Genomic DNA, 12,838 nt, shown 5'->3' with positions numbered 1-12,838 from the left:
ATGCAGGCGTAAATACATCCGGGCCCGTAGCTCAGTGGTTAGAGCAGTCGACTCATAATCGATTGGCCGGGGGTTCAAGTCCCTCCGGGCCCACATTTTATTTCCCTCCTTTTATTCCCTGTAATTTTTTTGTTGTAAACGTCCATATCCCCTTTATTCTTAGTAAGCTAAAGATATTTTGGAATAAAGATTTATAATCGAAGTAATAAAATAGATTTTATCAAATTCTTTATAGGATATATGACGCTGTGATTGAAGAATACAAATTAATAAAACTACTCATTTTACAATTATTTTTATGAAAGTTATAGTAACATTACTGTTATTGATATCAGCTTTTACCGGGGGGGCATATGGGTCGACCACGTACTTTGAGGAGGATATTGATCCGTGTCTGTTAAGTAATCCTGTGGCGGATGGACAAGATCCCTGGATTACAAAGAAAGATGGCTATTATTACTATATCGAAACAAGGAATGGAGGACTGTATATATCAAAAAGTGAAAACCTTTCTGATATAAAAACAGACGAAAAATTAGTATGGGAATTGCCTGAAAGCGGCTGGAATAAAAGCAATTTGTGGGCCCCGGAATTGCATTTTATTCAAGGCAAGTGGTACATTTATTATACGGCGGGCAAGTCCGGGCCACCTTTTATACATCAACGCAGCGGTGTATTGGTGTCTGAAACTGATGATCCTATGGGAGGCTATATTGATAAAGGACAACTTTATACAGGAAATAATATCCAAACTAAAGAAAATAATATTTGGTCTATAGATTTAACCGTACTTGAGCATAATGGACAGCTCTACGGGATCTGGTCAGGATGGGAAGACAATCGGCAAACCGATAAAACTCCTCAACATCTCTATATAGCTAAAATGGATAATCCATGGACTATTAGTAGCAATCGCGTGAAAATATCATCGCCCGTAGAGCCTTGGGAAACGGGCAGTGAATTAGCTATCAATGAAGGAGCACAAGTATTGAAAAATGGGGATAATCTGTTCATTATTTATTCGGCCAGTGAGTCGTGGCTGCCAGCCTATAACTTGGGACAATTACGACTTATCGGCGAAGATCCCATGAATCCCGATAACTGGGAGAAAAAGGGCCCGGTATTTGAAGGAACAGAAGATGTACACGGGGTTGGTCACGCGAGTTTTACAACTTCACCTGACGGGACTGAACATTGGATTGCTTACCACACTAAAATAAGTCCGGATCCGGGATGGGAGCGTGTTATTCATCTCCAGCCATTTAGTTGGAGTCGTGATGGTTCTCCGAATTTTGGAGATCCAGTATCGGGCGGCATATCTATTCCCAAACCTTCCGGAGCTTGCAAGGAATAAATGTTATAAACTAGTCCTGTTAAGCATTTAAAGTATATCAGATCTATGATTATTAAGACCCAAAATTGTTCATATGGATGATGATTCAAGTCAAGATACCAAGTGGGAGGCATCGGGACGTATACCCAGCCGCGAATGGTTGATACTTTCATTGATGTCTTTTGCCGTGTATCTGGGGATATCATATCTGGTCTTCTACTTTTTCCATGATACCGGCCCGGTGAAAGCTTATGGTCATGGATTATCTGTTATTAACCAGCTGATAACAGGAATAGGCTCAGGAGTGATCGGATCCGCGATTATCTGGATTGCTATAAATCAAGCGGCGGTTTCGAAGGTGCTGGATGATTTTTATATCATCAAAATGGTCAGGCAAAGCCGCCTTACCTCTTTTGATTGCATGCAGCTTTCTTTTTTTGCCGGCGCGGGAGAGGAACTGTTGTTCCGCGGTGCTATTCAACCGCTCTTAGGGATATGGGTGACATCCGTGATTTTTGTGGGGCTTCATGGCTATTTCAAGTTTAAATCTCCGGGACATATTATTTTTGGGGGAATCATGTTTGGACTTAGTGCTGGGCTGGGGTATCTCTTTGAATATGCCGGATTAATTGCAGCAATGAGTGCACATGCCACCTACGATGTAATCATGCTGAAATTGATTTCGTATGAGAAGTAGCTGGGTAGCTTAGGTTCATCGCATATAGCTATTCAAAGAAACCATAGCCCACAGATCTGAAAGCCAGAAAACTTCTTTTTGCAAATCTTAGATTTATTATATTACGCGCCCTATCAGAAATGACCATAAATAAAAAATAGAAGTTTAATTAACTAAAAAGAATATGACGACCATTATTGTAAGTGCGGGTTTGACGATCGTAGCGTTGATCGCATGTCTTGCCATCTACATTTCTGTTAATAACGCTGATCCCGGAAATGAAAGAATGCAAAAAATTGCTGGCGATATCAGTGAGGGTGCGATGGCATTTATAGGCCGTGAATACCGTACGTTGGCAGTTTTTGCGCTCATTATTGTAGTGCTGTTATGGATCTTTGTAGGAGCGTGGACGGCCGTCTGCTATGCAATTGGAGCCACTTTTAGTGCTTCGGCCGGGTTTATTGGAATGCGTGCAGCAACCAAAGGCAATGTGCGTACAGCAGCAGCGGCAGGAAATAGCCTCGCTGATGCTTTAAAGATTGCTTTTCGAAGCGGTGCCGTAATGGGACTCGCAGTCGTTGGTCTTGGACTTCTGGGGCTTACCTCTTTATTGTATATTGGAACAGGTACTATCGGGTTGGAGTCAATTATATTATCACTTTTTGGATTTAGTTTTGGTGCTTCTACTATCGCACTTTTTAGTCGTGTAGGTGGTGGAATTTATACCAAAGCTGCTGATGTGGGTGCTGATATCGTAGGGAAAGTAGAGCAAGGCATCCCCGAAGATGATCCCCGGAATCCTGCTACCATTGCAGATAATGTGGGTGATAATGTAGGCGACATCGCAGGTATGGGTGCTGATCTTTATAGTAGTTATGTAGGTAGTATGATTGCAGCTATGGCGCTCGGATTGGCGCTAACGGAGGCACATATCTATTTCCCTATTGCATTAGGTGCGCTTGGGATTGTAGCTTCTCTTGCAGGCATGTTTATCGTACGGGCGAATGATGAGGAAACTCTTCAAAAAGTATTGCGCTACAGTTTTCTTTTTGCTGCATTTGTGGTGCTGGTGGGTTCCTGGTTCTTGTCTGACGCCTATTTCGGTAGTGCTACCATGTTCTGGGTGGTCTTTACCGGATTAGCGGCAGGAGTTATCATAGAACTCTCTACAGAATACTATACCAGCAGTCATTTTAATCCGGTCAAGCGTTTGGCTGAAGCCTCGGAAACAGGGGCTGCTACTAATATTATTGAGGGGCTTGGTTTGGGATTTATGTCAACAGCCATACCAATGCTTGTGATTATTGCGGTAGCATTCGTGAGTTATGTGCTTGCTGACTTCTATGGAATTGCAATTTCAGCCGTTGCCATGCTGTCAACTTTGGGCATTAGCCTTGCTATTGATGCCTACGGACCGGTGGCCGACAATGCAGGGGGGATTGCCGAAATGTCATCTCTTCCGGATGAGGTTCGTGAGCGTACCGATGCCCTGGACGCTGCCGGGAATATGACGGCTGCCATTGGAAAAGGTTTTGCGATCGGGAGTGCCGGGTTAACCGCTCTGGCGTTCTTTAGTGCATTTTCAACGCGGGCAGGACTTGATGCCATTAGCCTTTTGAATATTGAGGTGTTGACCGGCGTGTTCTTAGGCGTGCTGATGCCTTTTATCTTTACCAGCCTGACAATGACGGCTGTGAGCCGTGCCGCTTTTGATATGATTGAAGAGGTACGCCGCCAGTTTAAGGCGATGCCGGGAATCTTGAAAGGAGAAACCGAGCCGGACTATCGCCGTTGTGTGGATATCAGCACTATCGGTGCTCTAAAGCAGATGATAGTACCTGGATTCTTGATTATCATTCCACCTATTATTGTGGGACTGGTACTTGGTACTGAAGCTCTTGGTGGGATGATTATCGGAGCACTCGGTACGGCTATGTTGCTGGGTATCGCCCTCAGTAACGCAGGCGGCGCCTGGGATAATGCCAAAAAGTTTATTGAGACCGGAGAGCACGGAGGTAAAGGTTCAGAGGCGCATGCCGCTTCTGTAATCGGGGATACGGTTGGCGATCCTGCCAAAGATACCAGCGGTCCCTCGCTCAATATTCTTATTAAGTTGATGAGTATTGTAGCCCTGACACTGCTCCCGCTTTTCCTCTGATAACTTATTATTTGTCGAACGAAAGATAAAAGGCCTGTTCATCACGGACAGGCCTTTTTGTTTAGGAGGCTTTAAGATAAGTGGAATGACTTATTGTGCCTATCCATGAGCTGTTAGATCGATATTATCTTCCTCACTTTTTTCGAAACATTAATAAAAAAGTTTTTTTACACTAGTTATACTATTCTTCTGATGTGTATTATTAACACAGCGAATACATGGATACACCGACGAAAAAGCAAATACGTACTTGGGGAAAACAGATTTTGGCGTCGGACCGAGGGGCTTTTGATCGTCTGTTTCGGTCCATGTACCCTAGGCTTGTCCGTTTTGCCCGTCGGTACCACAGCCGGAAAGCTATAGCTGATGATATTGTACAGGATGTCTTTGTAAGCCTGTGGGAGAAAAGAGAATATATCGATCCCAATCAGTCCCTGAAGGCTTATCTATATACCATGGTTCGCAATAAATCGCTGAATCATATCCGGGACTATTCAGATGAGAAAGTAGGTCTGGAGGACGAGCGATTGCTAAAAACAACAGACCCTTCTCATCCTGACGGAGATAATGGTCAGCTAAAAAAACACATGAATGAGTGGATAAAAGATCTGCCGGACCGGCAGCGCGAGGCCTTTGAACTCAGTCGGTTTGAGGGACTGGATCATGATGAAATAGCCGGTGTTATGGATGTGTCGTCCAGCACCGTGAATAATCATATTGTAGCGGCTCTGAGTACGTTACGAGATCGTTATGAGGAGTATAAGCAAAATAAGACAGATGAATTATGATGAAAGATAGTACACAATATAATAGAAATAGTGATATCCCAGATCCTGAATACTTTTTTAAGCAGTTTGAGGAAGAGGAACGTAAAACAATAGAAAGGGTTTGGGATGTGAGTGAAGCAATCCATGAAGATGAAGTTCTGCCAACAGATGAAGAAGTGGAACAGGCACTTTCTGCAGTACATCGCCGTATAGATGATAAACATTTTTTTATAGGGCAATGGAAATGGTTTGCGGCAGCAGCCTTAGTTTTGATTGTTTTTGGAGCCGGTCTTTTTTTGATACCCCAGACAGAGCGCGCTCCTTATGGTGAAACAGCAAAGGTTGTACTTTCAGATGGTACGGAAGTCGAGCTGAACAGCGGAAGTGAAGTTCAATATAACCTGCTCTATGGCTGGACAAACCGGAATTTGCAATTAAAAGGGGAGGCTTTTTTTGATGTTCAACAGGGTGATCAGCCATTTATAGTATATGCTAATAAATCGGCGGTAGAGGTGACAGGCACGCAATTTAATATACGAGCCTGGGGAGAGGCTTCATCCGGCGAAACAGAGGTAACGGTGACAGAAGGAAGTGTCCGTTTTTATCCTTCCGAGTATCCTGGCAGATCAGTGATCCTGACACAAGACCAACAGAGCCGTTGGTCAGTAAATATAGAACAGCCTACAGCCCCGAAAACCGCTCAGGCAGACCGTATTTTGGCTTGGCGCGACCGGAAGCTGGCCTTTGATCAGCAGCCACTGTCCGTAATTTTTAAAGAACTGGAACGTCGATTTGATGTAGATATCGAGTTTAAGGATTTAAATATGGCTAATGATACGCTTTCTGCATTCTATGCCACTCCCGAAGGAGCGGAGTCCATTATAAAAGATATCTGCAGGGTTAAGGGACTACGATATGCTGAAACGGCCAATGGATATCGTATATTTAAGTAATTTTGAAAGCCGTTATCTGCTATGCCTGCATTAGCACCAAGAAAGATAATCCGTTACTTTTTTATATGGACAAGTCTGCTTTTTGGGTTGTTGTGCAGCTCTGTAACCCTGCAGGCACAACCTCAGGAGGATTCCTATTCTTTTTCTTTTAGGGGGGAACCTCTGACGAATGTACTGGAAGAAATTGCCTCCCGGACCGAAACCGATATGGTTTATGATCCCGCTATCGTAGAGGGTATTAGCGTTTATACCCGTATAGAAGAGAAGAGCGTGGCAGAAATACTGCAGGATGTGCTGGAAGCTACCTCCCTGGATTTTGTGACTCTTTCTTCCGGTACTATCGTTATCGTAAAAAATGTGAGCGATGATCCTTCCTACGGTACGCTTAGCGGGAAAATTGTGGATCGTTCAACCGGGGAGCCTTTGCCCGGAGCTACCGTTATGCTGGCGGATGCTTCAGGGGGAACAAATACGGGAAATAGTGGACGGTTTGTACTCAGTGATCTTGTTTCCGGGACTTATCATATCGTTTTTAGTTATGTTGGATATGAGGCGGTCTACAAGACAATAGAAATTCAACCGGATGAGCATAGAAGAGAAGAAATTTCACTGCAGCGCAAGCCTGTGGACTTTAAACCGGTAGTCGTCAAGGAACATCTTCCTCAGCTCCCGCAGGGCAATAACGGCAAGGGAGAAATTATTGATTCGGACAGCGAGTGGGAAACAGCCGGCCCCATGAAGGATGCAATTCAAAGTCTGTCGCTCTTTTCGGGGGTACAGTATGGTATTCCTATGACGGATCTCCACCTGCAGGGCGGCCGACAGGGCGACCATCGTATTCTTCTGGATGGCGTCCCGGTATACAATCCCTATAGCTTCGGACAGATGTTTAGTGCTTTTAGTCCCTATGCCATCAGTAAAATAGAGCTCCATAAATCGGGCTATGGTCCATCGGAAGGCAGCCAAATTGCGGGACTCATAGACTTGAGCCACGATATGGGAGGAGGGGATAATTATTCGGGCCAGATACAGGGAGATCCATTAAGCCTGAATGTGCGGGGCGATATAAACTTTACCGGCGATAACGATTCATCTTCATTTAAAGTAATGGCGGCCGGACGTTCAAACTACTGGAAGATATACCAGGAACCCAACCTGGCGCAAACTCTTCAGCAGTGGGATGAGCTGGATCCGATTATGACCAATATTCTGCTTGATTCTGAAAATGACGCTTCCTTGTACGAACCCCGGGAACACACTTCAAATGTACGATTTTATGATATCCATTTGGCATCTGAATACGAAATTGATGACTATAAAACGCTTTCTTCCTCTTTTTACTTCGGGGAAAATGACGTAAGTACTGAGCTTTTGAGGGAGGCTCCGGCTCTGGAGGAAATGCCGAGGTACCTTTATGCACGTGATCAATACCAGTGGGATAACTTTATGGGACAGGTCAGTTATAGCCAGTTTATCTCGCCCCGCCTCAACCTGGAGTCACAGCTGAGTTTTAGTGAAAATACGTTTCGTCACCATTACCAGCTGGGTACCAGTAATAATCCGGTGATTCCCGGAGGGGTATTGGGAACTACATCAGATATGGCTTTTGCAAACTTTCAGGAAGCTTCAGCTCAAAATCGTGTACCTAACCAGCGGAATGAAAATAATATCAGCCACTTTATTTTTCGTACGGATGGCACCTATAGTTTTAGTCCGAATATAAAGGCAGATGCGGGTGTGCAAGTGGATTATGTGCAGTCAGAGGTGAACTTGACCGACCTGTTTTATCTGCCTACCATTTCCGATCAGCGTACGTTGCTTTTGAGTAGCTATCTGGATGGAACATGGAGAACCGGAGAGTACTGGAAACTCTCCCTGGGCAGTCGTTTTACCTATGTAGATGCTATTGATCGTCTGCATACGGAGCCCCGGGCCAGCGTACAATTTGATCGCCCTGATTCTGATATCGGCTATTGGTCGGTACGCTTTTCCGGCGGATATTACCGCCAATTTATCAATCAATTTGAAATTACCAATCCGGGTCCCACTTCGCTGGTACCTTCATTTAAAGTTTGGTCCCATGGTAAAATTTCGCAGACACCCGAAGCCTGGCACTTGGGTAGTTCCTTTTACTATGAGCCAGCCGAAAATACTACTTTCAATATAGAAGCTTTTTATAAATGGCAGCCGACTACCTATACGGTTTCTTATCAAAACTTGTTGAGGGATATGGCTGTTGACCGGACTTCTGCCAATGCTTTCGCAGAGACCACGCAGATGGAAAATGCCGGTTTCTCTTTTCGGTTGGACCAAGCCGTCTTTGATTCCAAAGCAAAGCTGATGCTGGGATATGATTATAATTTCAATCGTATTAATCTGGATAGTCAGTTTGGGCGTTCAATACCCGCATCGTGGCACGAGCCGCACCGGTTTCAGCTGAGGGGATTATGGCATCTGTGGCCGGAGCTCTCGGTTGTTGCAAAGTGGCAAAGTGTTTTGGGTAGAAGTTGGGGATTTCGTCAGGCCTACTACCACTTTTTATTTTATGAGGGCAACCAGCAGTTAGGTGATTTTTCTTTTGCTCATCCAGAGGATGATCGTCTTGATCCTTATCACCAACTTGATCTTTCCTTTGTTTATAAGCCCTCTCTCTCTTTTATGGATGCGGAACTGCGCCTTGATCTTATTAACGTACTAAATCGCCGTAACACTATTGACTGGAGTTTATATCCTGTTGGAGATACGGATGATTATGAAATCCATAAGCGTACTATGCCCGGCTTTAATCCCTCCCTTAGTTTGCAGGTAAATTTCTAAAAAAATGGTCCAGAGAGTAGTTATTCCCGAATAATGGGGTGTATAAATAATGGACGCACGTTCTGTTAGCGTACTGATATAAGCCGGAGGGACGCCATGTCGGGATGTGGTTTTGTATCCACATCCCGGCTACTTACTTAATACTCTGCCGGGGTAACTTTTTTATTATAGGTCTTTGTACAAATGTTTGATAAAAAAACTTACAGGATTGATTCAAATATAGGATTTCATAACTTATTCTTAATAATAATTGCAGCAGTTGTGCCTTTGTTGATGCTTTGGCCTGTGGATGCACGGGCACAGCTTATTAAACTCAAGACGGCTCCCGTTGCTACAGGCGATCAGTTTTTGGTACAGCCTTCGGTAAATGTTGGCATGGGCGGTCTTTCTATCGCTTTGGATGATACGTTGGCGGATTCATTTGTGAATCCGGCTAAAGCTGGTCGGCTTGGAGGTACCCGGGTTTATATGAACCCGGCGTTTTATAAGGTCACCGATGGAAATGGTGCGGTTAAAACGCTTTCTGTGGGAGGGTTGACTTCCGGCAACCATTGGTTCGGTGGAGTGGGGATAGCCATTCAGGAGATGAGTCGTCCCCATACAAGCAGTAATCGCCTGAGAGACCAATCCACAAACAATAATTATTTTTGGATGCAGGCCGGACGAGCTTTAAATAAATCTCAAACACTGGGAGCACGTTTGCACTGGGCCGGACTTGGGGCCATGAGTGGGGTAGATATGCTCTATCCTCGCAGCCGCCGTATTGATCAGGATGGATATATGATGGATCTTCGGCTGGGACTGGATGGAGAAACGGGCACCGGTGCACGCTATGAAGCGCTGGCATTATTTACCCGTACAGATATGACGCACGAAGTTATCTATTCCTATTCGCGCAATAACGGCTGTATGATTGAACCCTGGATGTGTAACTCTATCATGATACCTGAACTACAGCCCTCCAATGTTGAAGAGAATATGGATAAGACCAATACCTGGGGGCTGCATTTTGGTTACGATCAGCCGGTACAGGAGAGTAACTGGAATTGGGGGAGCATTCTAACGCTCAACTATAAAACTCATCCGAAGATACCCAACTATGAACTGATGAATATACCGCGTGATCCCGGCAATACCTGGTCTTTTAATGCTGGTTTAGGAGCATCTAATACTTCGGATGATAATGTGACTTTCGGTATAGATTTTATCATAGAACCAATATGGAGTAATACCTGGGTAGAGGCTCAAAATGATATCTGGAATCAGGAGGAAACGGAAGTATTGGTCCGAAAGGGGGAAAAGACCATTGAAAATGATTTCGAGTTTATTAATTCAGTGATCAAAACGGGAGTAGGATGGCAGGGAACCCACGCCCTGCTCGAGGCCGGTATCTTGGCAAAAACCTATCGATACGATCTTAAACAGAAGGACTATGTGGAAGATACCTACCGGGAACAAGAGGAAAGCTGGACAGAATGGACTTTTAGCCTGGCAGCCGGGGCTATTTTCAGGGATATAACCATCCAATATACCACGTTGATTACGACCGGCACAGGTCAGCCGGGAACGGCCAGTACGGGCGGTTGGACTATGAATGCAGCCAATGCCTTTAGCATGGGCGGAGAATTTATTTTTGCACCTGATGGAGAACTGGCCCTGGAAAGCGCTAAAGTGTTTACCCACCAGCTGACCGTAACTTTGCCACTTTGATTATTTAGAGTACAATAGAAAAAATTATGTAACCAATATGGTTCAGTAGTGGTAATTTTTTAGGTGGGTTGTTATTTTAGCAGGAAATTTTATTGAAAGAGAAGTAAGATTTTAGTCTGGATGGGTAGCATGCAAGGATATTTATTTAGCCTTAAGTAAATGGAGGCTGTCTTTTTTACTTTCTATAAACAACCTCCATTATCCATCATATAACTATTTATTAATTTCCGCCGCGGCCATTTCCTCTGCTGCGATTTCCTCTTCTGTTACCACCATCACCGCCTCGACTCCTTTTCTTTCCTTTGGAAACCGCTTTCTTTTGGCTCCCACGGTTATTGCTGCGGGAGCGTACTGATTTTTGCGGGCGCTTATTATTTCCTCTTTTAATCGCTTGCTTTTTGCTGGCCCTGTTGGATCGCTGCGGTTGATGCTGTGCATTTCTGCTGCGTGTTCTAATCTGTGGAGCAGGCGATGCTTTACGTTTACTGTGGGAGTTGTTCTTAATATTTCGGTTCTGACTGCGAGATTGAACCGTATTCATGTTACCATACCTACTTCCTTTTTGGTCTGTACGTCGAACTTTCTGCATGGCGCGATTCTTATCTATTTTTGATACATGCTGTATTTCGCCGCTTCGATAGGAGTTACGGCCTTTCTTTTGGGTATATCGTTTATGCATTCTGTGAGCATCTTTTCGGAGATGGTTAATCCTTTTGTGGTATCGTCGTTCAATGCGGGCGTGATATCTCTTGACCTTCATACGGTTACGGTATTTTTTTACCCGTGGATGCACATGGTAGGTCCAGCGGTCAGGTAATCGGTGCCGGGGAGCCTGGATAAAGGCAAAGGTGAGTCCATCCAGCCAAATTTGAACAGAATAATAGGGCGAATGATAGTCATTGTAGGAGAAATGGTGATTACGCATGTATCTATGGCCCCTTAACCGGATTAAAAGGGTCCGGTCGCGATAGCCGTCACGATAGCCTGCTTCATACATATCAATATCATAAACCATATCATAGAAGCGATAATCGAGATAGTAGGCGTCATTAACACCATCCATGTAGCCTTTGAGATAGGCCGATTGATGGGATCGTTGGTAGTAACTGTGTTGCGTACTCAAATTAAGCTGAAAGTTGATAAACGGCTTAAATGACTGGTAGCTCACCTCTATATATGTAGACTGAGCGGCTACTGGCACGCTGAAAAATCCTATAAGTAAGACAGTGGTAACTATTTTTTTAAACATAACGGCCTCCTGCTTGGGGTGTTTGTTAAAATCACTGCTTCTTTATAGCAATTATAGCAAGGAGGCAAAACCGCATATTGATGTTAATCTATTAGAGCCGAAAATACCTTTAGGAAGGTGTGAGGGTAAGTGAGTTGTTTACTTTGGCGAGATGGATGAGAGATTATTTCGGAAAATTCGGTTATGAAATTTGCGAAGCGCTATGAGCGCTTTTTTCTGATCTATGGTATTATGACTTCCCCCGAGGGTTATCAGATTGTCGTTCTCTGCGGCAGCTGCAAGTGCCTTTGCATGGGAGAATGGAATGATGTTGTCGTTTCGGCTGTGGAGCATTAGCCATGGAAGGGAAAGCGACTTCGCCCGAGCGAGGTTATTGAATCTATTTTGCATTAAAAGAAAGGTCGGTATCCAGGGATAGATATCCTGGGCAACATCCGGTAGAGAGGTAAAGGCTCCCTCTGTAATAAGACCAGCGGGCTGAACACGGGAGGCGAGATGGGTAGCTACACCAGAACCCAGCGACCATCCATAGAGCACTATTTGGTTTGGATTTACGCTGAGCTTCTGGGTCAGGTATCTCCATCCTGCCTTGCCATCTGCAAAGACTCCTTCTTCGGAGGGAGTAAGTTCGGAAGATATGCCATAGCCTCTGTACTCTACGGCCAAGACATTAAATCCCGCCTCTCTCAATAGTTGATATCGCTGGACACAGGGAGAAGAACCGACCAGCAAACCATTGCCGTGGAAGAAAATAGCCCAAGGCCTTGTTTCAGATTTTTCCAGGTGGCTTTCTAATAGAAATACGGGCTTCCCATCATCAGCTTGCACGCGAAGGGTATCCCATGGAATATCAGCGGTGGGAGAAGGAACCTGCTGTCCTTGCTCTCCCAGAGATGCACCGCTAAAAACCATTGAACTTTCATTAAGAAGTAAAAATGCCGTTGAGGCAATATACGCAAGGATTATAAATCCGGCTGTAATTAGCGTATATCGGAATAGTTTGTTGATCATGATAATAGACTTTGGATATATTGGTCCGATAATTCTTTTTAAAAATATGGAGTTTCATTTTCTGTAAACCTGTAGAATGGTTTGCCGGATCAATATTAAGTTGGATAATAACGAGATTATCGCTTTGAATTTCATATTTTATGTCAACCTAATAAAAATTTATT

General features: G+C 44.3%; 9 protein-coding genes and 1 tRNA gene. 8 read left to right on the top strand and 2 right to left on the bottom strand.

Annotation, left to right across the window (positions count from 1 at the left end):
• The first annotated feature begins 20 nt into the window (after positions 1-20).
• The 8 genes from ABEB05_RS11430 to ABEB05_RS11395 all read left to right on the top strand — a co-directional run bounded on the left by ABEB05_RS11430 (position 21) and on the right by ABEB05_RS11395 (position 10,414).
• Positions 21-93 (top strand) — tRNA-Ile (locus tag ABEB05_RS11430).
• Positions 94-298: 205 nt separating this feature from the next.
• Entirely contained in the window at positions 299-1,354 is a 1,056-nt protein-coding gene (locus tag ABEB05_RS11425) for a glycoside hydrolase family 43 protein (RefSeq protein ID WP_265790248.1), read from the top strand.
• A gap of 73 nt (positions 1,355-1,427) precedes the next feature.
• Positions 1,428-2,030, top strand: coding sequence for a CPBP family intramembrane glutamic endopeptidase (locus ABEB05_RS11420; protein ID WP_265790245.1), 603 nt, complete (start codon positions 1,428-1,430; stop codon positions 2,028-2,030).
• A gap of 163 nt (positions 2,031-2,193) precedes the next feature.
• A complete protein-coding gene (locus ABEB05_RS11415; protein WP_265790242.1) occupies positions 2,194-4,167 on the top strand; it encodes a sodium-translocating pyrophosphatase in 1,974 nt (657 codons plus the stop codon).
• 218 nt (positions 4,168-4,385) lie between these two features.
• A complete protein-coding gene (locus ABEB05_RS11410; RefSeq protein ID WP_265790239.1) occupies positions 4,386-4,955 on the top strand; it encodes an RNA polymerase sigma-70 factor in 570 nt (189 codons plus the stop codon).
• Positions 4,952-5,887 (top strand): FecR family protein, encoded by a 936-nt coding sequence (locus ABEB05_RS11405; protein ID WP_265790237.1) that lies wholly within the window; start codon positions 4,952-4,954, stop codon positions 5,885-5,887. Before ABEB05_RS11410 ends, ABEB05_RS11405 begins: the two co-directional genes overlap by 4 nt.
• Before the next feature lie 21 nt (positions 5,888-5,908).
• Positions 5,909-8,704, top strand: coding sequence for a TonB-dependent receptor (locus ABEB05_RS11400; protein WP_265790235.1), 2,796 nt, complete (start codon positions 5,909-5,911; stop codon positions 8,702-8,704).
• Between the two features lie 183 nt (positions 8,705-8,887).
• On the top strand, positions 8,888-10,414 hold the full coding sequence (locus ABEB05_RS11395; protein ID WP_265790233.1) for a hypothetical protein: 1,527 nt from the start codon (positions 8,888-8,890) through the stop codon (positions 10,412-10,414).
• Between the two features lie 220 nt (positions 10,415-10,634).
• On the opposite strand, the gene ABEB05_RS11390 is transcribed toward ABEB05_RS11395, so the two are convergent.
• A complete protein-coding gene (locus ABEB05_RS11390; RefSeq protein WP_265790231.1) occupies positions 10,635-11,663 on the bottom strand; it encodes a hypothetical protein in 1,029 nt (342 codons plus the stop codon).
• Positions 11,664-11,801: 138 nt separating this feature from the next.
• Entirely contained in the window at positions 11,802-12,674 is an 873-nt protein-coding gene (locus ABEB05_RS11385) for an alpha/beta hydrolase (RefSeq protein WP_265790229.1), read from the bottom strand.
• Between the last annotated feature and the right edge of the window lie 164 nt (positions 12,675-12,838).

It is taken from the genome of Fodinibius salicampi (assembly GCF_039545095.1).
GTDB classification, from domain to species: domain Bacteria; phylum Bacteroidota; class Rhodothermia; order Balneolales; family Balneolaceae; genus Fodinibius; species Fodinibius salicampi.
Note: the sequence above shows the minus strand (reverse complement) of the source record. Positions and strands in the feature narration are given on the sequence as shown.